21 protein-coding genes, 2 other RNA genes and 1 pseudogene are annotated in these 20,298 nt (G+C 64.9%); 18 read left to right on the forward strand and 6 right to left on the reverse strand.

Annotated features, from left to right (window positions below; all coding sequences use genetic code 11):
* Positions 1-296: 296 nt before the first annotated feature.
* The 5 genes from ffs to AC1DSD_RS10335 all read left to right on the forward strand — a co-directional run bounded on the left by ffs (position 297) and on the right by AC1DSD_RS10335 (position 3,960).
* Positions 297-394, forward strand: an RNA gene (gene ffs, locus AC1DSD_RS10315) — signal recognition particle sRNA small type.
* A gap of 210 nt (positions 395-604) precedes the next feature.
* A complete protein-coding gene (locus AC1DSD_RS10320; protein WP_478029945.1) occupies positions 605-991 on the forward strand; it encodes a hypothetical protein in 387 nt (128 codons plus the stop codon).
* 42 nt (positions 992-1,033) lie between these two features.
* On the forward strand, positions 1,034-2,662 hold the full coding sequence (locus tag AC1DSD_RS10325; RefSeq protein ID WP_478029946.1) for a DNA polymerase III subunit gamma/tau: 1,629 nt from the start codon (positions 1,034-1,036) through the stop codon (positions 2,660-2,662).
* The gene (locus AC1DSD_RS10330; RefSeq protein WP_066589895.1) at positions 2,659-2,982 is read left to right on the forward strand and encodes a YbaB/EbfC family nucleoid-associated protein; all 324 of its coding nucleotides are present in this window, start codon (positions 2,659-2,661) and stop codon (positions 2,980-2,982) included. Before AC1DSD_RS10325 ends, AC1DSD_RS10330 begins: the two co-directional genes overlap by 4 nt.
* Before the next feature lie 99 nt (positions 2,983-3,081).
* A complete protein-coding gene (locus tag AC1DSD_RS10335; RefSeq protein ID WP_478029947.1) occupies positions 3,082-3,960 on the forward strand; it encodes an alpha/beta fold hydrolase in 879 nt (292 codons plus the stop codon).
* Between the two features lie 45 nt (positions 3,961-4,005).
* Here AC1DSD_RS10335 and mtgA read toward each other — a convergent pair whose 3' ends face one another.
* From mtgA to AC1DSD_RS10360, 5 genes and pseudogenes are all read right to left on the reverse strand, one after another.
* Entirely contained in the window at positions 4,006-4,713 is a 708-nt protein-coding gene (mtgA, locus tag AC1DSD_RS10340) for a monofunctional biosynthetic peptidoglycan transglycosylase (RefSeq protein WP_478030458.1), read from the reverse strand.
* Between the two features lie 117 nt (positions 4,714-4,830).
* A pseudogene (locus AC1DSD_RS10345) lies at positions 4,831-6,024 on the reverse strand (flavin monoamine oxidase family protein); the annotation flags it as partial.
* 56 nt (positions 6,025-6,080) lie between these two features.
* On the reverse strand, positions 6,081-6,764 hold the full coding sequence (locus tag AC1DSD_RS10350; protein ID WP_478029948.1) for a hypothetical protein: 684 nt from the start codon (positions 6,762-6,764) through the stop codon (positions 6,081-6,083).
* Positions 6,765-6,884: 120 nt separating this feature from the next.
* Entirely contained in the window at positions 6,885-7,787 is a 903-nt protein-coding gene (gene rpoH / locus AC1DSD_RS10355) for an RNA polymerase sigma factor RpoH (RefSeq protein WP_066809596.1), read from the reverse strand.
* Positions 7,788-7,856: 69 nt separating this feature from the next.
* Positions 7,857-8,807 (reverse strand): RluA family pseudouridine synthase, encoded by a 951-nt coding sequence (locus tag AC1DSD_RS10360; protein WP_478029949.1) that lies wholly within the window; start codon positions 8,805-8,807, stop codon positions 7,857-7,859.
* An 18-nt stretch (positions 8,808-8,825) separates the two neighbouring features.
* Between AC1DSD_RS10360 and AC1DSD_RS10365 the strand changes: the two genes are divergently transcribed.
* The 12 genes from AC1DSD_RS10365 (at position 8,826) to AC1DSD_RS10420 (ending at position 18,353) form a co-directional block, all read left to right on the forward strand.
* Positions 8,826-9,692, forward strand: a complete 867-nt coding sequence (locus tag AC1DSD_RS10365) for a DUF5071 domain-containing protein (RefSeq protein ID WP_478029950.1) — start codon at positions 8,826-8,828, stop codon at positions 9,690-9,692.
* Between the two features lie 63 nt (positions 9,693-9,755).
* A complete protein-coding gene (locus AC1DSD_RS10370) occupies positions 9,756-10,400 on the forward strand; it encodes a histidine phosphotransferase family protein (RefSeq protein ID WP_478029951.1) in 645 nt (214 codons plus the stop codon).
* Between the two features lie 57 nt (positions 10,401-10,457).
* The gene (locus tag AC1DSD_RS10375; protein WP_478029952.1) at positions 10,458-12,770 is read left to right on the forward strand and encodes a chemotaxis protein CheA; all 2,313 of its coding nucleotides are present in this window, start codon (positions 10,458-10,460) and stop codon (positions 12,768-12,770) included.
* Positions 12,767-13,210 carry a chemotaxis protein CheW gene (locus AC1DSD_RS10380; protein WP_478029953.1) on the forward strand — a complete coding sequence of 148 codons (444 nt, stop codon included), beginning with the start codon at positions 12,767-12,769 and terminating at the stop codon, positions 13,208-13,210. The genes AC1DSD_RS10375 and AC1DSD_RS10380 overlap by 4 nt, the downstream gene beginning before the upstream one ends.
* Positions 13,211-13,272: 62 nt before the next feature.
* On the forward strand, positions 13,273-13,638 hold the full coding sequence (locus AC1DSD_RS10385; RefSeq protein ID WP_066589882.1) for a response regulator: 366 nt from the start codon (positions 13,273-13,275) through the stop codon (positions 13,636-13,638).
* Positions 13,639-13,654: 16 nt separating this feature from the next.
* Positions 13,655-14,707, forward strand: a complete 1,053-nt coding sequence (locus AC1DSD_RS10390; RefSeq protein WP_478029954.1) for a chemotaxis protein CheB — start codon at positions 13,655-13,657, stop codon at positions 14,705-14,707.
* Positions 14,701-15,519 carry a CheR family methyltransferase gene (locus tag AC1DSD_RS10395; protein WP_478029955.1) on the forward strand — a complete coding sequence of 273 codons (819 nt, stop codon included), beginning with the start codon at positions 14,701-14,703 and terminating at the stop codon, positions 15,517-15,519. The genes AC1DSD_RS10390 and AC1DSD_RS10395 overlap by 7 nt, the downstream gene beginning before the upstream one ends.
* Positions 15,520-15,575: 56 nt before the next feature.
* The gene (locus AC1DSD_RS10400) at positions 15,576-16,265 is read left to right on the forward strand and encodes an N-acetylmuramoyl-L-alanine amidase (protein ID WP_478029956.1); all 690 of its coding nucleotides are present in this window, start codon (positions 15,576-15,578) and stop codon (positions 16,263-16,265) included.
* A complete protein-coding gene (locus AC1DSD_RS10405) occupies positions 16,258-16,887 on the forward strand; it encodes a class I SAM-dependent methyltransferase (RefSeq protein WP_478029957.1) in 630 nt (209 codons plus the stop codon). Before AC1DSD_RS10400 ends, AC1DSD_RS10405 begins: the two co-directional genes overlap by 8 nt.
* 10 nt (positions 16,888-16,897) lie before the next feature.
* An RNA gene (rnpB, locus tag AC1DSD_RS10410) (RNase P RNA component class A) lies at positions 16,898-17,265 on the forward strand.
* Between the two features lie 189 nt (positions 17,266-17,454).
* Positions 17,455-17,994 (forward strand): J domain-containing protein, encoded by a 540-nt coding sequence (locus AC1DSD_RS10415; protein ID WP_478030459.1) that lies wholly within the window; start codon positions 17,455-17,457, stop codon positions 17,992-17,994.
* Positions 17,976-18,353: a (2Fe-2S) ferredoxin domain-containing protein gene (locus AC1DSD_RS10420; protein WP_478029958.1), complete on the forward strand. Its 378-nt coding sequence runs from the start codon at positions 17,976-17,978 to the stop codon at positions 18,351-18,353. Before AC1DSD_RS10415 ends, AC1DSD_RS10420 begins: the two co-directional genes overlap by 19 nt.
* Here the strand turns inward: AC1DSD_RS10420 and AC1DSD_RS10425 are convergent.
* Positions 18,320-19,471: a glycosyltransferase family 4 protein gene (locus AC1DSD_RS10425; RefSeq protein ID WP_478029959.1), complete on the reverse strand. Its 1,152-nt coding sequence runs from the start codon at positions 19,469-19,471 to the stop codon at positions 18,320-18,322. The two genes, AC1DSD_RS10420 and AC1DSD_RS10425, sit on opposite strands and share 34 nt — an antisense overlap.
* A 70-nt stretch (positions 19,472-19,541) precedes the next feature.
* On the opposite strand from AC1DSD_RS10425, the gene AC1DSD_RS10430 reads away from it, so the two are divergent.
* Entirely contained in the window at positions 19,542-20,252 is a 711-nt protein-coding gene (locus AC1DSD_RS10430) for a glutathione S-transferase N-terminal domain-containing protein (protein ID WP_478029960.1), read from the forward strand.
* Positions 20,253-20,298: the final 46 nt, after the last annotated feature.

The following is a 20,298-nucleotide window of genomic DNA, read 5'->3' on the forward strand; positions in this document are numbered from 1 at the left end:
AGGCGTTTGGACGCGCCGGGGGGCGAAAAAAGCATGGAGAGACACGCCATGAAATTTCTCGCTGTAGTTGCTGCTGGAATTCTTGCCGCCTCCGCACTCACGCCGGTCGCTCCCGCCAGTGCGGCGCCCGCTCCCGCACGCTGGGGCCACGGACATCATGGATGGAAGTGGAAAAAGGTGTGCACGGTGCGCTGGCATCATGGCCACAAGGTCCGGACGTGCCGCAAGGTTCGTGTTCGCTGGTAGCAGCGGTCGTCTAATGGCTTGAAAGCGCCGCCCGATCCCGCCATATGCGCGGCGGGAGTCGGGCGGACGCAATCGTCGCCAACCCGGTCAGGTCCGGAAGGAAGCAGCCGTAACGATTTCGTTGCGGGTCGTTCCGGCTCCCACCTGCCTCCATTGATATGATGGCCTGTCCACTTGCGTGACGGCGCGACACTTGGTCGCTTACGACGTGTCGGCGCGGACCGTTTTAGTATCGGCTGCGATCGCATCCGAAATGGATCAGGATCGACGCACCGGGGCGCTCCAATCCGATACGGAACGCGATAGCGCTTTCGTGCATTTCGACAGTGCCTCTGACCCACAAGGCAAGGAGTCCTGTATGCGTATCACTCGAATGTTCGCCGTCCTGCTGGCCGTTGCCGGCGTATCGGCGATTAATCCGGCTTCGGCCGAAACGTCGCTGACGCGGTCGACGACGATCGCCGCGCCGATCGCGGCACCCTCCGGCACCACCGCTACCGCGGACCAGTATCGCGATCGCGGCCGCCACAATGGCTGGCGCAACGGCGATCGCGGTTGGCGCGGCGACCGGGGCTGGCGGGGCCGCGGCTATGGCTATCGCGGCGGTTACGGCTATCGCGGCCGCGGTTATTACGGTCCGCGTTATGCCTATGGTCGCCCATATCGTTGGCGCGGACCGCGTCTCGCATGCCGCACGTCGTGGCGCTGGGGCCGGCCGCACCGCGTGTGCTTCCGTCGCTGGTAACAGGCTTCGACAATCCGGCTCGCCGACCCTAGATAGGACTTGATGTCCGACTCTTTCGATCTCGGCGAGCCGCCGCAGCCCAAGGAAACCGCGTACCGCGTGCTCGCGCGCAAGTACCGGCCGCAGAATTTCGATCAGCTGATCGGCCAGGACGCGATGGTCCAGACGCTGGGCAATGCGATCCGGCGCGGGCGGTTGGCGCATGCCTTCCTGCTGACCGGCGTGCGCGGAGTCGGGAAGACGTCGACCGCGCGGCTGATCGCCAAGGCGCTCAACTGCATAGGTCCGGACGGGCAGGGTGGTCCGACGATCGACCCGTGCGGTGTCTGCGACCCTTGCGTGTCGATCGCCGAGGGGCGCAATATCGACGTGATCGAGATGGACGCGGCCAGCCATACCGGCGTCGACGACATGCGCGCGGTGATCGACGCGGCGCGGCTCGCCGCGTTCGGCGCGCGGTTCAAGATCTACATCATCGACGAAGTCCATATGCTGTCGAAGAATGCGTTCAATGCGCTTCTGAAGACATTGGAAGAACCCCCTGAACATGTGAAGTTTCTGCTGGCGACGACCGAGGTGCAGAAGGTGCCGGTGACGGTCCTGTCGCGATGCCAGCGATTCGATCTCAGGCGCATTCCCGCGGACAAATTGGCGGCGCATTTCGCCCACATCGTCGAGTTGGAGAGCGCGGAAGCGGAGCCCGAGGCATTGGCGCTGATCGCGCGCGCCGCGGACGGATCGGCGCGCGATGGCCTGTCGATCCTCGACCAGGCGATCGCGCATGCCGGCATGGAAGGCGGCGGCGTCACGGCGCCTGCCGTGCGTGCGATGCTCGGCCTGTCCGATCGCGCCGCGATTCGCGACTTGTTCGCGCTGTTGCTCGACAGCGACGCGCCCGGCGCGCTCGCGGCGTTGCGCCGGCAATATGATCTCGGCGTCGATCCGCAATCGGTGCTGCGTGGCTTGCTCGAGACCGTGCACGCGGTGACCTTGGCCAAGTTGGGTGGCGATGCCGATCCGGCGCAATCGGCGGAGGAACGCGAGGCCTATCAGGGCTGGGCGCGGCTGCTGTCGTTTCCGGCGCTCCATCGATTGTGGCAATTGATGCTCAAGGGGTATGAGGAAGTTGCGCGCGCCGCGTTGCCGATCGAGGCCGGCGAAATGGCGTTGCTCCGCGTCGTCCATGCCTCCAGCCTGCCAGACCCTGGCGAACTCGCGCGTCAGATCGCGGCGGGCTCCGCACCATCGATCGCACCGCCCTCGACGAGCGCCGCTCCGTCCTCCGCTCCAGCCACGGTCCAGGCGCTGCCCGCCAGTTTCGATGCGATGGTCGAACTGGTCCGCGCCAATGGCGGCGGCGCATTGCTGTCGCACCTGACCGCCAATGCCCGGGTGGTACGCTATGAGGCGCCCGAACTGGTGCTCAGCACCTCGCGGCCCTTGCCCGCCGACTTGCCGACGACCCTTGCCGCACGGTTGGGCGAACTGACCGGCGCGAAATGGAAAGTGACGACCGAGGACGCCGAGGGCGAGGCAACGCTTGCCGAACGCCGCAAGGCCGAGGAAGAGGCCGAACGCGCCGCGGTCATGGAAACCCCCATCGTGAAGGCAGCGTTGGAGACATTCCCCGACGCGGTGCTCGAACGCATCAACAAGGAAGCACTGGGATGAAGAGTCTCGAAGACATTATGGCCATGGCGCAGAACGTCCAGGCCGAACTGGCCAAGGCGCAGGACGGGCTCGACCAGATCGAGGTCGAAGGCGCGTCAGGCGGCGGCATGGTCAAGGTGAAGGCGTCGGCCAAGGGTCGGATCATCGGCGTCGACATCGATCCATCGCTGCTCCAGCCGTCGGAAAAGCAGATGCTGGAAGATCTGATCGTCGCCGCGTTCAACGACGCGCGGGCGAAGGCGGATGCGGCATCGAACGCGGAAATGGCCAAGATGACGCAAGGCCTGCCGCTGCCGCCGGGGTTCAAGCTGCCGTTCTGAGCCGATCGGAGCGGGCTGCCGCCACGGACCCAGCTGTGGCTCGGATGCGTTTTCCCGATCATGACGCCAAGCGGAATAGAAGGATTCGTCACCCGGGAAGTGACGACCGATCGCGGCATGGTCTTCTGCTACCAAGGCGGGAGCGGCCCCCCGGTTCTGCTCCTCCACGGCTTTCCGGAAACGAGCCTGATGTGGCACCGCATCGCGCCATTGCTGGCGAGCGATTTCGCCATCGTGGCAGCCGATCTGCCGGGCTATGGCCGCAGTGATTGCCCGGTCGATGGCGAAGGCCATAGCGCGATGTCCAAGCGGGCGCTTGCCGCGACTCTCGTCGAGGCGATGAAGGCGCTGGGGCATGAAGCCTTCGCGATCATCGGCCATGATCGTGGCGGCCGCGTCGCCTATCGCGCGGCACTGGATCATCCCGACAGAGTGACCGCCGTCGCGGTGCTCGACGTCATCCCCACCTACGAGGTCTGGGAAAGGGCCGATGCGCGGCTCGCTTTGTCCTTCTGGCCGTTCTCCCTGCTCGCTCAACCCGCTCCCTTGCCTGAGCGGCTGTTGCTTGCAGCGCCGGAGGCGATCATCGACAATGCCTTGTCCGAATGGGGTTCCCCGCCCGAGACTTTTCCGTCGTGGTTGCGCGAAGCCTATGTCGCTGCACTCAGCGATCCCGCCCACGTCCATGCGATCTGCGAGGAATATCGAGCCGCGGCCGGGATCGATCGCGACATCGATCGTGCCGACCTGGAAACGGGGCGCCGCATTCGATGTCCGTTACTGGCATTGTGGAGCGACAAGGGCGGATTGGCCACCTGGTACGACGACGCCGGTGGGCCACTCGGCATTTGGCGCCGTTGGGCGGAGGACGTTCGCGGACACGCCGTATCGGGCGGACACTTCTTTCCCGAGGAACAATCTGAGGCGACTGCACGCGCTCTAAGCGCGTTCCTGAGCGACCGCGCTACGGACCATTAAGCGGCGGTTACCTTGGTCCGTTCCGGAGGGGCAGGTCTCTCCGCGCTACCGCACGCAGCTGTCGAGCCCGTTGCCGCGCACGACATTGACGTACTTCGCCAGCGCATTGCCGTGGCGGCGCACGAAGCCGCGCGGATCGATCGCGGCGCGCTTCTTGGGGAGCGGCAGGACCGCCGCGATCCGTCCAGCCTCGGTTGATGACATGCGTGATGCGTCGTGGCCGAAATAGCGGATCGACCCGGCATTGGCACCATAGGTGCCGATTCCCGTCTCGGCGACGTTGAGATAGACCTCCATGATGCGTCGCTTGCCCCACAGATGTTCGATCAGGAAGGTGAACCACGCCTCGAACCCCTTGCGGACGTAGCCGCCGCTTTGGATGAGGAAGACATTCTTGGCGGTCTGCTGGCTGATCGTCGATCCGCCGCGGATGCGGCCGCCTTTCTGGTTGCGCTGATAAGCCTGGCGCAGCGCACCGAAATCGAACCCGTCGTGCAGGCAGAAGCGCGCATCCTCCCCGGCGATCGCGGCGCGCGGCATGTTGGGATCCATGCGGTCGATCGACATCCACTGTTTGGTGATCAACTGACCATGCAGCACATCACCCAGCATCGTGAAGGTGAAAGGCGGATTGATGAAGCGGTAGATGCCGACCCACAGCACGCTGACGACCACGAAGGCGAGCGCACCTTTCCAGATCCAGCTGAACAGGCGGCGGAGGAAAGGGCGGCGGGGTTTGGCTCTGGCGGGCATGGAGTCGGGATCGGCCTGTGTCGTCGCGATATCGGTCGGGTTGGGCGAGGGCGCCGTCATCAACGGCATGCTTGCCACTATCCGCGGTCGGCGGTCGGCGGCAAGAGCTTCTTCGGCGGCGGCGATGCCGGTCTCGTAGGCGCCATGCGCGGTCGAGAAATCGCTCGCCGAACAAGCCTCGCCGGCAAAGAAGATGCGGTCGTCGTGCGGCTGGGCAAGCACGCGGCGCTGGCCGGATTGCCCGATCCGGGCATGCGAATAGCTGCCGCGAATGAAGCGTTCGGCGCGCCAGCGCGTCCGCGCGAGCGGCTGGAGCCGCAACCGCCAGTCGTTGCCGAGCAGGCGGGCGAGTTCGCCGATCGCAAAATCGGCGGCGCCGAGGTCGCTTTCGCGCTCGATCGCCTCGGCGCAATCGCCGCCGAAGAATGCCTCGACCACTGGGCGACCGAGATAGCCGATCTGATAGCTTGCGGTGCACGCATTGCGCGGATTGCCGATCAGATGCGCATTGTGCGGATAATCGTCGCCGCGAATGCCGAGGAAGATCTTGTCGGCCAGCCCGAGCGGGAGTGCGACGGCGGCCTCGCGCTTGGCATCGATCGGCGGGTCGAATGCCAGGTCGCCATCGGCGATGATCGGGGTCGGCACCGCGACGATCACGCGGTCGGCCTCGATTAGCCCGTGCGGCGTCACGAGGCGCATGCGCGGGCCGCGATGGTCGATCAGCGAAACGGGACAATCGAGCCGGACGGGCAGGCGCTTGCCATGAGCGGCGATGAGCGTGCCATAGCCCTCGACCAGCCGCCAATTGTCGTCGCCCGCGGCGTCTTCATACGCCGCCCAGTCGTGCAGCGAGACGGCGCCGAGGTTGGCACCATTGGCATAGCCCGAAATCGCGTCGATCAGCGGGCGCCACGGATTGTCGGGCGGGATGAAGTCCGACAGCGGCCGGTCGGGGCCGCTGCGATAGGCCAAAGCGCGCTCGCTGAATTGCTGATATGCAGCCTGGAACGCCTCTTGGTCGGCGGCGGGGAAACCGAGATCGCGCCATTGTTCGCGCCAGTGCGCGGGCGTGCGATCAATCTGGAACCCCTCGGCGAGCGCGATCCGCGTCCAGGGGTTGCGGTCGGCCGAATGCAGCCAGGAACAGCCAAGATCGAGCGTTTCGCGGCCAACGCGGACGCTATGCGCCCGCCCGCCGATCCGCCCGCTCGCTTCGAGCAACAATGTATCGGCGCCCGAATCGACAAGGCGCCGCGCGGCAGCGATGCCGGCGGCGCCTCCTCCGATGACGACGAACTTGCTGCTCATCCGCCCTGTATAGGGCGAATCGGGCGGCGGTCAGCCCGCAACGCGAGCGCAGGGCGTCAGAATTTCAGGCCGGCGACATTGAAGGTCATCTGAATGTTGCCACGCTGGAACACCTCAGCCTCGATCATAACCTTTTTGGCGGCCTTCAGCTTGCTGACAATCCGCGAACCCGGATTGATGAACGCAGTACCAAATTCATCGCCCACCGCTCCGGTGCAGCCGAACCGTTCGATTGGGCCATCGTCGAATTTGACAGACACCTGTTTGCTAGTGAGCGAATTACAGGTGAACTGCAGATTGGGGTTGATGATAACGACGTCGTATCCCTTGGCGGCAGTTTGAACCTGTAACGAGGTGGTTTGTTCGTCCGTGCCGAGAACGTTCTGATATTTCTCTTCGCTTCGCGTGGCAGCGTACTTCGTCGATGTGCCCCGCATCGCATCCTTGTTCTCGCCATAGGTCCAGGGTGACGCAGGCGCCGCCGCCGCGCTCTGGCTGTTGCCATCGGCAGCAGAGCCGGAATCGACCGTTGCCGTCGACGTCGATTTGGTCTGGCTTGGCGCCAAGCTCGAGATACCGATGATGGCGCCCACGATCGGCAGGCCGACGAAGATCGCTGCCCCAGTCGCAATGGCGCGGCCCCGCGTGGCATACATTGGCAGAGACGATGACGGCCGAATGATGAACCAGATCGATGCGACGGTTCCGACAAGCCAGATAATTGTAATTAGCGTACCCATGCTACCCCTCCGTTATTCAAGGGGAATATTCTTCAGTACAGGGAACGCGTCAAGAACATCGATCGATTTTGGCGCAATCGCCCCGGCCGCCGCGCACCGCGGCAGCCGGGGGTTGGACAATCAAGCCGCGATCAGCCGCTTTTCGCCGGCCAGCCGCATCATTACCTTCTGCAGCTTCTCGAACGCGCGGACCTCGATCTGGCGAACGCGCTCACGCGACACGCCATAGACCTGGCTCAGCTCTTCGAGCGTCTTGGGGTCGTCGGTCAGCCGGCGCTCGGTCAGAATGTGACGCTCACGCTCGTTGAGACCGTCCATCGCTTCGGTCAGCAGGCTGTGGCGGACATCCGCTTCCTGCGCTTCGGCGACGACCGAATCCTGCAACGGTGCATCGTCCTGCAGCCAATCCTGCCACTGACCCTCGCCATCCTCACGCATCGAGACGTTGAGCGACGTGTCGCCGCCCATCGCCATGCGACGGTTCATCGACGTGACCTCGTCCTCGGTGACGCCGAGATCCTTGGCGATCTTGGCGACATTCTCGGGGCTCAGGTCGCCGTCCTCGAACGCGTCGAGCTTCGACTTCATCCGGCGCAGGTTGAAGAACAGCTTCTTCTGCGCGGCGGTGGTGCCCATCTTGACCAGGCTCCACGAGCGCAGGATGAATTCCTGGATCGAGGCGCGGATCCACCACATCGCATAAGTGGCGAGACGGAAGCCGCGATCGGGCTCGAACTTCTTCACGCCCTGCATCAGGCCGATATTGCCTTCGCTGATCAGTTCCGAGACGGGCAGACCGTAGCCGCGATAGCCCATCGCGATCTTGGCCACGAGACGCAGGTGCGAAGTGACGAGCTGCGCCGCCGCCTCGGTATCGCCATGCTCCGAAAAGCGCTTGGCGAGCATATATTCCTGTTCCGGGGTCAGGATCGGGAACTTCTTGATCTCGGCCAGATAGCGGTTGAGGCTTGCCTCTCCACCGAGAGCAGGAATCGTCGCGGGGACGTTGCTGCGATTTGCCATGACCTAGTCTCCCTTACCTTTCAGCCGGCCTGCCCCTTCAAAAGGCGGCATGCCGCACTGCAACAAAACTCAATCGCTGAGTGTATCGAAGAGTTCCCGCATGTCCGCTGGGATTTCGCTATCGAACGACAAAGCGTTTCTTGTGATGGGGTGGATGAACCCGAGATGCGCCGCGTGCAATGCCTGGCGGCGGAAATTCAGGGTTTCCAGAACCTTCCTGTGAACCTGTTTTGTTCTACCATAAACCGGGTCTCCAATCAAGGGGTGACCGATCGACGCCATGTGCACGCGCACCTGATGGGTGCGGCCGGTCTCGAGCTTGCACTCGACCAGATCGGCTTCGTGCAAGCTCTTGAGCTTGCACCAATGCGTCACCGCGCGCTTGCCGGTGCGAACGATCGCGACCTTCTTGCGGTTCTGTGGACTGCGCGCGAGCGGCGCGTCAATCGTGCCGCTGGCGGTCGTCAGATGACCCGAGACCAACGCGCGATAGCGTCGATCGATCGAATGGTCGGCGAACTGCTTGGCGAGGCCTTCATGGGCGCGATCGGTCTTGGCCGCGACCATCAGCCCCGACGTGTCCTTGTCGATGCGATGGACGATCCCGGGCCGCGCGACGCCGCCGATCCCCGACAGGCTGCCACCGCAATGATGGAGCAGGGCATTGACCAACGTGCCGTCGAAATTGCCGGCCGCGGGATGGACGACAAGCCCGGCAGGCTTGTCGATCACGATCAGATGCTCGTCCTCGAACGCGATTTCGAGCGGGATGTCCTGGGCTTCGTTATGCGCCGGTCGGGGAATGGGCACGGTGACGGTGAAGGTTTCGCCACCAAGGAGCTTGCGGGCGGGGTCGCGCATCAACACGCCCGACGGATCGCTGACCGCGCCCGACGAGATGAGCGCTTTCAGCCGCTCGCGTGACAATGTGGGCACGGCATCTGCCAGCGCCCGATCGAGCCGCCAGCCTTTGGCCGCGCCCGAAACCACTGCTTCGAAGATGGAAACCCCCGGAACCATTCGTGTAGGAAGATGGGAATGAGGTTGGAAATTTCAAGAGAAGTGCTCGCCGGAATCCGGGCTGCGGCCGCTGGCGCGCATCCTAACGAGGCGTGCGGGCTGCTGTTCGGTGATGCGGACCGGATCACCGGCTGGCAGGGAACGCAAAATGTCGCCGAGCGTCCGGACATTGAATTCGAGATCGATCCAGCCGCGCTTTTTGCAGCGCTTCGCGCCGAGCGGGCGGGCGGGCCGCGATTGATCGGCTATTGGCATTCACATCCGAACGGGGTGGTAAAACCGTCACGGCGTGACGCTGAGATGGCGGATATCGACGGCAAGATTTGGGTCATCGTCGCCGGCGACGATGTAGCTGCATGGCTAGCTGTCGAGGAGCCGGTCTATAGCTGGGCCGAGCATTCAGTTGAGCAGCGTGACGGGCAGTGTGTGGCGATACCGACCGTGAGCCATACAATCAGGGGCTTCCAGCACGTCCCAATGGCGACTGGCGAGGTGCGACACCTGATCCCCCGTGACAAGACCGACGAGGACATGGTGCCGCTGATCGCCGCTGCGGGCTATCCCGCAATCGCGCCGATCCTAGATGATTTGATGCGCTGGACCGCCGATGGCAATTGGCCAGTCGCGGGCCCATTGATCGACTATCTGGCGACAATTGGCGAACCGATGCTAGAACCGGTCCGCCGGGTGCTGCGCGGTGATGATGGCGGGCACAAATGGATGTGCATGCGCTTTATCGTCCGTCGGTTGCCGCGGTCAGCTCAGCTTGAGTTGACGAATGATCTGCGCATTCTTGCCGAAGACCCGAGCCAAGATGATTTGCTCGAAGAGGCGGATGTCGAGGCGCGCGAAATCTTGGCCGGACTTGCCGAATCGAGCGCTTAGCAGGTTGCGGGTCGCGTCTCCCTACGCCAGAAGACAGGCAACGATAGGAAAGAAACGTCCGTAATGACCATGACCTCGGTCGATTTCGCCAGCTTGCTCTGCTCGCGTTTGTGCCATGACCTGCTCAGCCCGGTGGGTGCGCTCAATAACGGGCTCGAATTGCTCGCCGACGAGCATGACCCGGAAATGCGTGCGCGTTGCCTCGAATTGCTCAACGAAAGCGCTCGGGCGTCGGCCAACAAGCTCAAATTCTTCCGCCTCGCGTTCGGCGCGGCGGGCGGTTTCGGCGAAAAGGTCGATACGCGGGAGACGCGCTCGGCGATCGAAGGGTTGTTCGGCGACAATGCCAAGCTGACGATCGGCTGGATGGTCGAGGAAGCGACCTTGCCCAAGCCCGCGACCAAGGTGCTGCTCAACCTCGCGCTGATCGCCGGCGACGCCCTGGTGCGCGGTGGGCAACTCGATATCGGCGCCGAGGAGAATGCGGGCAATATCGAGATCGTGGTGCGCGCCGAAGGGCCGCGGCTGGTGCTCGATCAGGAATTGCGCACGACGTTGCTCGGCGAACAGGGCGACACGGCCATCACGCCACGCGCCGCAGCGGCCTATCTGATCCATTCGTTGGTCAGCGAGGGTGACGGTAGTGTGCAGATCTCCGAGCCCGATGCTCCGGTGTTGCTGTTCGGCGTGACAATTCGCGCCGGGTAAACGTCTCTTTTACCACTGCTCGTCCAAGGTCGAACCGCGCATCATGCTCGGGGACCCATGGACGACCTGCTCCAGGAATTCATTGCCGAAACGCGCGAGACGCTAGACGCGCTCTCGGGCGAGATCGTCGCGTGGGAAGCCGACCCGGCCGACCGTGCGCGGCTCGATGCCATTTTCCGTTTCGTCCACACGGTGAAGGGAAGCTGCGGCTTTCTCGACCTGCCGCGCCTGGCGCGCCTGAGTCACGCCGCGGAGGACGTGCTGGCCGCTGTACGGTCGGGCGAGCGGAGCCCCGACCAGAAATTGGTCACCGCGGTGCTGGCGATCGTTGACCGCATCGGCGAGATCGTCGAGGCGATCGATGCCGGTGCCGCGCTCGACGATAGCGGCGAAGAATTGCTGATCGCCGCGCTCAATGCCGGTGCCGAGGCGGTCGCCCCGGCGGCGCAGCAGGCGCCGACGGCTCAGCGCGTCGGCAATCGCAGCGTACGGCTGTCGACCGATCTGCTCGACCGCATGATGTCGGGCATGTCGGACATGGTGTTGGCGCGCAACGAACTCGCGCGCCGCATGCGCGACCAGAATGTCGACCCGACGATCGAAGCCGCGCTCGACCGCCTGTCGCTGACCGTGGCGGAGATGCGCGACACCGTGACGCGGACGCGTATGCAAAAGGTCGACGCCTTGTTCTCGGCCTTGCCGCGCATGGTCCGCGACACTGCGGCCGAAGTCGGCAAATCGGTGCAGCTCCAGATCGAGGGATCCGACGTCGAACTCGATCGCGAGATGATCGAGATGATGCGCGATCCGCTCGTCCACATCATCCGCAATTCGATCGACCACGGCATCGAAAGCGCCGCGGAACGCCGCGCGCTCGGCAAACGCGAAGTCGGCCGACTGGTCGTTTCGGCGCGCCAGTCGGGTAATCAGATCATCCTCGAAGTCGCGGACGACGGCCGTGGGATCGATACCGATCGCCTGGTTCAGAAACTCACGTCGTCGGGCCAGTCGCGCGGCCGCGATCTGTCGATGCTGAGCGAGCGCGCCAAGCTCGACCTGATCTTCGAACCCGGACTGTCGACCAAGGACGAAGTTACCGCGATTTCCGGCCGGGGCGTCGGGATGGACGTCGTCCGCGCCAATATCGAACAGATCGGCGGACGAATCGATCTGGTCAACGCCAAGGACCGCGGACTGCGGATCCTGATCCACGTGCCGCTGACATTGTCGATCATCCCGGCGATCGTCATCGGCATCGCCGGCCAGCGTTTTGCGGTCACGCGCCAGGCGATCGAGGAAATCGTCCATGTCTCCGGTGATGCGATCCGCGTCGATCTGCTGGGCGATACGCCGGCGGCGACGGTGCGCGATCGCCGTATGCCGCTGGTCGATCTCGCAGCGTTGCTCGGCCTGCGCGCCATCGATCCGATGTCGGTCGACATGCTGGCGATCATCAGTGCCAGCGGCGGCAGTTTCGCGGTCGCAGTCGATTCGGTGCTCGATCACGAGGAATTGGTGATCAAGCCCGCGTCGCCTGCAGTGATGGCGACAGGCATCTATGCTGGCCAGACCTTGCCCGACAGCGGCTCGCCGATGCTGTTGCTCGATTGCGCCGGGGTCGCCGCGGCGGCCGGGATCAATTTTACCCGCGATACGGCGGTCGAAGAGGAGGAGGCGATCGAGCCGGAGGCGGTCCTGGCCGACGCGCTGTTGTTCGACGACCTCGATGGCCGTCGCCGCGCGGTGCCGCTGGCAATTATCGACCGTGTCGAAACCGTCGACGCGTCCAATGTGCGGTTCAGCGGTGGCCGGATGCGCTTGTTGGTCGACGATCGCATCGTGCCGCTTGCCGCGCTCGGAGAGATCGAAGGCCATGCCCAACTCGCCGTGCTGAGGATCAAGGATGGCGATGCCGAAATCGCCTATGCGATTGCCGAACCGGTCGACATCGTCGCCATTCCGACCGACATCTCCCCGTCGGCGCAGCCTGGGCCAATCCTGGGGGTCGTCGTGATCGGCGACGAACAGGTGGAACTGATCGATCCGCAATGGCTGCTCGGTCCCGATGCCCTGGATATCGTCCGGGCGGGCGCGCCGCTCTGCCTGATCGACAGCCAGTCGGACAGCTGGATCGCGACTTTCCTGAAGCCGGTGCTCGAACAAGCAGGATATCGTGTTTCGACCAAGGCGAGCGCGGACGAACAGCCGGCGGTGATCCTGACCACCGATGCCGCTCCGGCCGCGGCACGCGACGGCCGCGTGCTTCGTCTCAGCAATGATCGGTGCGATACCGGCGGCGACGATCGCGTCTATCGCTATGACCGCGCCGGATTGCTCGCCGCCGTCGCCAAACGGGTGAATGTGGCATGAGCGAACAGCTTTTCCTAATCGCGCATATCGCCGGCCGCGGAGTCGCGATCGATTCGGCGCAAGTCGAGTCGGTGGTCGATATTGGCGCGGTCATCCCGACGCCGCGCGCGGCGCCGCACATTCGCGGGCTGGCCGCGCTGCGCAGCCGGGTGGTGACGGTCATCGACACGCATGCCGCACTCGGCCTGCCCAAGCTCGCGATTGCCGGATCGCGTGCGGTCATCACGGTCGTCGACGGGCATCATTATGCCGTGCTGGTCGACAGCTTGGAGGATGTCGCGCCGTTCGTCGCCGCGCCGCTGCCGCCGGGGATCGGGCTCGACGCCGGATGGCGCCAGGCCGGTTGCGGCGCGATCGAGCGCGATGGCGAGCCCATTTTGGCGATCGATCTCACCGCGCTGGTCCACGGACCATCAAACGACACGAATGCAATCAATTAACCGGGTGATCACGGTTTGGCGGGTAAGCCCTTCGATGGGCCTAGTAACGGGGTGTTTCGGTCATGAAGACGTGTCTGGTTGTCGATGATTCCAAGGTGATCCGCAAGGTCGCCCGCCATATCCTCGAGACGTTGAATTTCGAGGTGAGCGAGGCCGCCGACGGTAAGGAGGCGCTGGACAGCTGCATGGCGTCGGTCCCCGACGTGATCCTGCTCGACTGGAACATGCCGGTGATGAGCGGGATGGATTTCCTGCGTGCGCTCCGCGACACCGCGCTGTCGAGCCGGCCCAAGGTTGTATTCTGCACCACCGAGAACGGCATGGCCTATATCCGCGCCGCGATCGAAGCGGGTGCCGACGAATATGTGATGAAGCCATTCGATCGCGAAACGCTGGAATCGAAGCTCCAAATCGTCGGCCTGGCATAAGCGCACCGGTGCCGTGGTGGCGAGCAAGCCTTTTCCCGATTTCGAAGCGCCGCCCTCGGTCCTGATCGTCGACGATTCGGTCGTTGCACGCGCGGTGATCGCGCGAGCGATCGACGGCGGCGACCGTTTCCTGGTGGCTGGCGCGGTACAGGACGTCAAGGCGGCGCTGGCGTTCCTGGCGCGGCATCGCGTCGACGTGATCCTGCTCGACATCGAAATGCCGGGGGTCGATGGCCTGACCGCCTTGCCCGACCTGATCGCGGCGGGGCAGGGCGCCCGCGTGCTGATCGTGTCCTCTGCGTGCGCCGATGGCGCCGCGTCGACGGTCCAAGCATTGGCGCTGGGCGCGGCGGACACCCTGGTCAAACCCGAAGTCGGCGCCTTTGCCGGGCGCTTCGGCGATCAACTCAACGAACGACTCGTCCGACTGGTCGAGGCTGATGAGATCGTCGCACCGCGGACGCCGGCGGCGGCCAGCGCGCCGGGGAACGACTATGATATCGTCGCGATCGGCGCCTCGACCGGGGGCATCCACGCGCTCAGCCAATTGCTCCGGGCAATCCCCGCCGAGTTCCGCTTGCCGATCCTGATCACCCAGCACCTGCCCGAATCGTTCATGCCCTATTTCGCCGCGCAGGTCGCGGTGCTGGCCAATAGACCATGCGAAGTGGCGGAGGACCGCGTCCGCGTGCGTCCCGGCCGCATCCTGATCGCGCCGGGTCGCGCGCATATGCGTTGCGTGGCGATGGGCGATGGCGTGGCGATCCGTCTATCGACCGCGGCATCAGTCAGTGGCTGTCTGCCGTCGGTCGACCCGATGCTGCAATCGGTGGCTGAGGTGTATGGCGCGCGCGCGCTCGGCGTGATGCTGAGCGGGATGGGCCGCGATGGCGCCATCGGGGCTGGGCAGTTGTCCGCCGCCGGTGGCAGTGTCGTCGTCCAGGATCGTGCGTCCTCGGTGGTCTGGGGTATGCCCGGTGCCGTGGTTGCCGGTGGAGTCGCCGACGCGATCCTGCCGCCGGACGAGATCGGCCAATTGATCGCGCGCCGTCGGCGGCCTTCATGCTGACCCCGCGCCCCGCCGGCGCGGTCGCGGAATTCATCGCGCTGCTAGAGGCGCGCACCGGGCAGCAGATGGGCGCCAACCGTAACTGGCGCATCGAAACCGCGCTGAAGCCAGTGATGCGTGATACGGGTCACGATACGCTGGAGAAGCTTGCCGAAGCGACCCGGGCGGATCGCGGCGGACCGCTCGCCGACCGCGTGGTCGACGAATTGCTCAACCAGGAGAGCTCGTTCTTCCGCGACGCAGCGGTGTTCGACATCGTCGAGCAGGCAGTGTCGGCGATCCCCGATACGCGCCGCCCGCGAATCTGGTCGGCGGGCTGCTCGACCGGGCAAGAGCCGCTCAGCTTGGCGATGCTGTTCGCCGAAAAGCTCGATCATCAAATGCCGGAGATACTGGCCACCGATGTCTCCGAATCGGCGCTGCATAAGGCACGCGCTGGACGTTACACCCAGTTCGAAATCCAGCGCGGCCTGCCGATCCGCCGGATGATGCAATGGTTCGATTCGGTCGACGGCGACTGGATCGCCAATCCGGGGCTGACCCGGATGGTCTCGTTCCGCCGGATGAACCTGGTCGCAGACTCGCTGCCGATCGGCCGATTCGATGTCATCCTGTGCCGCAACGTGCTGTTGTATTTCTCGCTCGACATGCGCCGCGCGGTCCTCGGTCGGCTCGCGCAAGTGCTGCGGCCCGATGGGGTATTGGTGCTTGGCGCCGGCGAGACCGTGATCGGCCAGACCGACGCGTTCCGCCCCAGCCAGCGCTATCGTGGACTGTACGAGCCGAACTGGGCCGCCGCCGCGGCTGCGTGATTCCGGAAGCAGCGGGACGGTTTACTTTCGCCGCGCTTCGCCGCAATCCAGCGGGCGTGAGCATCGTCGAAACCCCGTCGCCCAATTTCAACGAGCGGCAGCTGCCGGTTTCGATGATCGTGCTGCATTATACCGGCATGCAAAGCGCGGGGGCCGCGCTGGCGCGCCTGACCGATCCAGCGGCGGAGGTGTCGGCGCATTATCTGATCGACGAGGATGGCACGATTCATCGTCTGGTGGCCGAGGACAAGCGTGCCTGGCACGCCGGGCAATCGCATTGGCGCGGGATCACCGACGTCAATTCGGCCTCGATCGGGATCGAATTGGTCAATCCCGGCCACGAATTCGGCTATCGCGAGTTCGCGCCCGCGCAGATCGAGGCGCTGGTCCCGCTGCTGGCCGAGATCAAGGATCGCTACGAGATCACCCGCGGCAACATTGTCGGCCACTCCGACATCGCGCCGACCAGGAAGCAGGATCCCGGCGAGCTTTTCCCCTGGGCCCAGCTGGCGCGCCTGCGTCTCGCGCTGCCGCGCCCAACCAAGAATCTGATGGACCCGTTGTGGACCGACGCCGGCTTCCTGCTCGCGCTCGAACGGTTCGGGTATGAGGTCACCGACAAGCTCGCCGCCGTCGTGGCGTTTCAGCGCCGCTTCCGCCCTGAACTGATCGACGGCGAGATCGACGGCGAATGCCGCTGCCTGCTGCTGGCGCTGCTGCTGCCGAAGCCGCAGGGGGATGAGTAAGCGATCGATCGAGCGCGTGCTCGACGAGTACGCCACCGCAACGACCGGTTCGTTCGTCGAGCGATCCGAAGCGGTATCGAGCGAAAAGCTGCTCGGACCGTTCCTCGATATGTTTCCCCCACCGCCCGCGCGCATCGTCGATATCGCCGCTGGCACCGGCCGGGATGCGGCGTGGCTCAGCCGGCGAGGATATGAGGTGACCGCGGTCGAACCCGTCGCGGCGCTGCGCGAGGTCGGGATGCACCTGCACGGGACCGCCAGGATCGACTGGTGCGACGGCATGCTGCCGGACCTTGCCATTTCGCCGCCACCGGCACGCGGATTCGACGTCACCCTCCTATCCGCGGTGTGGCAGCACCTCGACGATCGCGATCGTGCGCGATCGATGCCCAATATCGTCGAGCTGACGGTGGCTGGAGGCCTGATCCTGATCTCGCTGCGACAGGGGCCGAGCACGCCGAGCCAGACCCTGCACGAGGCATCGGTGCCTGCGACCGTCGATCTGGCGAGCGCGAACGGCTTGCAGATGGAACGCGAAGTGCGGATCGAATCGATGCAGGCGGCGGATCGTGCCGCGGGCATTTATTGGACGTGGCTGGCCTTTCGGCGATTGGCGCGCTAGGCCGCGCCTGCCAGAGGGTCGGGCGGCCGCGTGGATGCTTGCATCCCCGAGGAAAGTCCGGGCTCCGCGGAACGACGGTGGCGGGTAACGCCCGCCGGGGGTGACCCCAGGGAAAGTGCCACAGAGAGCAGACCGCCAACCCGGTTCGCCGGGAGGTAAGGGTGAAAGGGTGCGGCAAGAGCGCACCGCGCTTCTGGTAACAGCGGCGGCATGGCAAACCCCACCGGGAGCAAGACCGAATAGGGGCGGCATATGGGTGTGTTCCCACCCGTCGCCCGGGTTGGTTGCTTGAGGCGGCGCGCAAGCGTCGTCCTAGAGGAATGGTCGCCCATCCGCGCGAGCGGTGGACAGAACCCGGCTTACAGACCCTCTGGCGCTCATGCACGGCGATTAGCGGAAGCTAATCGCCGGCACGCGAAGCGTGCGCATGAGCGCGGCCGGCCTCGCACAGCGAGGACCGACGGCATGCGATTTACTCGCATGCCGCGACACCCGCATTTGTACGGAACGCTCAATTTCCAACCTATGCCGGTGGCAATCCGCGGCGCGTCTGCCTATGTCGCGCACATGGCGCGTCCGACCCGATCCGATAACTGGGGCTTTCCCCGCTGGGGCAGCTACGGCTCGACGCGCGAGGCGACACGGGTGCGGATGTGCGACCGCCATGGGTGCGATCAGCCCGGCAATTGCCCGGCGCCCAAATCGCCCAATAGCCCCGAGCGCTGGTATTTCTGCCAGGACCACGCCGCCGAGTATAATCGCGGCTGGAATTATTTTGAGGGCCTGAGCGCAGAAGAAGCGGCCGAGCGCGAAGCGGCCGAGACGCGCACGGCGAACGGTTATGCCGAGGCACGGCATTATGGTTGGGGCGGATCGGGCGACGGCAGCCGATCGCGCGACGAAATGCGCGCGCTCGACGTGCTCGAACTCGATTCGGACGCCGATTTCGATGCCGTCCGTGCCGCATGGCGCAAGCTAGCCAAGGAATGGCACCCGGACGTGCGCCAAGGGGACGAGGAAGCGGCAAAGCGCTTTCAGGCGATCCAGGCTGCCTATGACGTCTTGCGTGCCGCCGAGGAAAACCGCGCGTGGCGACCGACGAGCTAGTTACCCCCCAACTCGGCGCGCTGGGTCGGGGGATCGAGAGTCGCTGGTCGGGGGCGATCCTGGTCTGCTCGAAATGTTCCAAGAAGCTCGACGGCGGGTTTGGGCGCAAGGGCAGGACCAGTCTCTGCAAAGCGTTGCGCAAGCGTTTTGGGCTCAAAAAGGGACGCAAATCGCCGGTGGGGCTGATCGAGGTCAAATGCCTGGGCGTCTGTCCCAAAGGCGCAGTGACGCTGGTCGATACCAGCCGTCCTGGCACGTGGCGGCTGGTGCCCGCCGGCGCCGATGTCGAGGCGATCGGCCGCGACCTCGGACTCGAGCCGGGGGCTCAGGCGCCGCGCCGCGCCATCACGTCGAGATAGGTCTGCAGCACCTTTTCGTTGACCGGACCCCAGACATAGGCCTGCGCCTTGGCATGTCCCGATGCGCCGGCCGAGGCGCGCAGCGGATCGTCCTCGATCAGCCGCTGGATCGCGTCGGCATAGGCGTTGACGTCGCGCGGCGGGACGAGAAATCCGTTGACGCCCTCTTCGACCAGATCGACCGCGCCGGTCGCGCGCGCGGCAACCACCGCGACCCCCGCCGCCATCGCTTCCGAGGTGACATTGCCGAACGTCTCGGTGACGGAAGGATTGAAGAATACGTCCATCCCCGCCACCGCTCGGCCGAGATCGTCGCCGCTCTGGAAACCGGCGAACACCGCGCCGGGCACGCGATCGGCGAACCAGTCGCGCGCTGGGCCGTCGCCGACCACCAGCACCTTGTGACGGATGCCGCGCCGGGCCAGCTCGTTGACCACGTCGGCGAAGATGTCGAGGCCCTTTTCGAGCACCAGCCGGCCGAGAAAGCCGACCGCCACTTCGTCATCGGCGATGCCCAGCGAGCGGCGCCAGGCGAGGTCGCGCCGGCCGGGATTGAAACGCTCGTGATTGACGCCGCGCGACCAGATGCTGACCGGAACCGTCACGCCCCATGACTTGATCAGATCGGCGACCGAGGGTGAGGGCACGACCACTTCGTCGACCCGATTGTAGAAGCGCTTCAGCATGCCGATCAGCAACGGCTCGACGAAGCCGATGCGATAATAACGCGGATAGGTTTCGAACCGCGTGTGGAAAGAGGCGACCGAGGCGAGGTTGTTCCGTCGCGCCCAGGTCACCGCGCGGTGACCAAGGATCTCCGGCGCGGATACGTGGACGAGGTTGGGGGCGAACGCCTCCAGGTCGGCGCGCACCTTTTTCGGCAAGCCGCGGGCCAATTTATACTCCGCACGGCCGGCCGGCATCGGGATTGCCGGCACGCTCACCAGGTCTCCGGTCGGCGGAAAGGCGGGTTCGTCGACTGTCGGCGAATAGACACGCACCTTCACCCCGCGATCGAGCAAATGCCCGACCAGCAGATTGAGCGCCTGATTGGCGCCGTCCCGCGTGTAATTGTAGTTACCGCTGAACAGCGCGACACGAAGATCGCCTGGTTGCATCCAACGCCCATAGCGGTGCGCGGGCGGCTTGCCTATCTACTCCCCAGACCCAAGCCCAGGGAGATGCCGTGTGGCCGATCTGTCGTCCTTTCCGATCACCAAGAAGTGGCCTGCGGCCGATCCGAATGTCCTCCAATATTACGGCCTGCCAACGCCCAACGGGGTGAAGGTGACGATCATGCTCGAAGAAATCGGGCTGCCTTATGAGGCGCATCTGGTCGATTTCGCGACCGACGATCAAAAGTCGCCCGAGTTCGAGAGCCTCAATCCCAACGGCAAAATCCCCGCGATCATCGATCCAGATGGACCCGGCGGCAAACCGATGGGGCTGTTCGAAACCGGCGCGATCCTGCTCTATCTCGCCGACAAGAGCGGCAAGTTCATCCCCGCCGACGCCGCTGCGCGGTGGGAGACGATCGCCTGGTTGATGTGGCAGATGGGCGGCGTCGGACCGATGTTCGGCCAGCTCGGCTTCTTCAACAAATTCGCCGGCAAGGACTATGAGGACAAGCGTCCGCGCGACCGCTACGTGGCGGAAAGCAAGCGGCTGCTCGGCGTGCTCGACGGACGGCTGGATTGCCGCACCTGGATCATGGGCGACGAGTACACGATCGCCGATATCGCGACCTTGGGCTGGGTGCGGAACCTGATCGGCTTCTACGAAGCGCGCGACCTCGTCGAGTTCGACACGTTCAAGAATGTCGCGGCCTGGCTGGAGCGTGGTCTGGCGCGACCGGCGGTGCAGAAGGGGCTGACGATCCCGGCGCGGCCGGCAAGCTAATCGTCCGGCGACGATCCCTTTAACGGCAAGGGAATATCGATGTTCC

The sequence above is a fragment of the Sphingomonas sp. P4_D12 genome, assembly GCF_056401895.1.

What these genes read in the sequence shown, in the direction of transcription:
- AC1DSD_RS10320 (WP_478029945.1), top strand. Translation starts at nt 605, where the DNA reads ATGCGTATCACTCGAATGTTCGCCGTCCTGCTGGCCGTTGCCGGCGTA.
- AC1DSD_RS10325 (WP_478029946.1), top strand. Translation starts at nt 1,034, where the DNA reads ATGTCCGACTCTTTCGATCTCGGCGAGCCGCCGCAGCCCAAGGAAACC.
- AC1DSD_RS10330 (WP_066589895.1), top strand. Translation starts at nt 2,659, where the DNA reads ATGAAGAGTCTCGAAGACATTATGGCCATGGCGCAGAACGTCCAGGCC.
- mtgA (WP_478030458.1), bottom strand. Translation starts at nt 4,713, where the DNA reads ATGCCCGCCAGAGCCAAACCCCGCCGCCCTTTCCTCCGCCGCCTGTTC.
- AC1DSD_RS10350 (WP_478029948.1), bottom strand. Translation starts at nt 6,764, where the DNA reads ATGGGTACGCTAATTACAATTATCTGGCTTGTCGGAACCGTCGCATCG.
- rpoH (WP_066809596.1), bottom strand. Translation starts at nt 7,787, where the DNA reads ATGGCAAATCGCAGCAACGTCCCCGCGACGATTCCTGCTCTCGGTGGA.
- AC1DSD_RS10360 (WP_478029949.1), bottom strand. Translation starts at nt 8,807, where the DNA reads ATGGTTCCGGGGGTTTCCATCTTCGAAGCAGTGGTTTCGGGCGCGGCC.
- AC1DSD_RS10365 (WP_478029950.1), top strand. Translation starts at nt 8,826, where the DNA reads ATGAGGTTGGAAATTTCAAGAGAAGTGCTCGCCGGAATCCGGGCTGCG.
- AC1DSD_RS10370 (WP_478029951.1), top strand. Translation starts at nt 9,756, where the DNA reads ATGACCATGACCTCGGTCGATTTCGCCAGCTTGCTCTGCTCGCGTTTG.
- AC1DSD_RS10375 (WP_478029952.1), top strand. Translation starts at nt 10,458, where the DNA reads ATGGACGACCTGCTCCAGGAATTCATTGCCGAAACGCGCGAGACGCTA.
- AC1DSD_RS10380 (WP_478029953.1), top strand. Translation starts at nt 12,767, where the DNA reads ATGAGCGAACAGCTTTTCCTAATCGCGCATATCGCCGGCCGCGGAGTC.
- AC1DSD_RS10385 (WP_066589882.1), top strand. Translation starts at nt 13,273, where the DNA reads ATGAAGACGTGTCTGGTTGTCGATGATTCCAAGGTGATCCGCAAGGTC.
- AC1DSD_RS10395 (WP_478029955.1), top strand. Translation starts at nt 14,701, where the DNA reads ATGCTGACCCCGCGCCCCGCCGGCGCGGTCGCGGAATTCATCGCGCTG.
- AC1DSD_RS10405 (WP_478029957.1), top strand. Translation starts at nt 16,258, where the DNA reads ATGAGTAAGCGATCGATCGAGCGCGTGCTCGACGAGTACGCCACCGCA.
- AC1DSD_RS10415 (WP_478030459.1), top strand. Translation starts at nt 17,455, where the DNA reads ATGGCGCGTCCGACCCGATCCGATAACTGGGGCTTTCCCCGCTGGGGC.
- AC1DSD_RS10425 (WP_478029959.1), bottom strand. Translation starts at nt 19,471, where the DNA reads ATGCAACCAGGCGATCTTCGTGTCGCGCTGTTCAGCGGTAACTACAAT.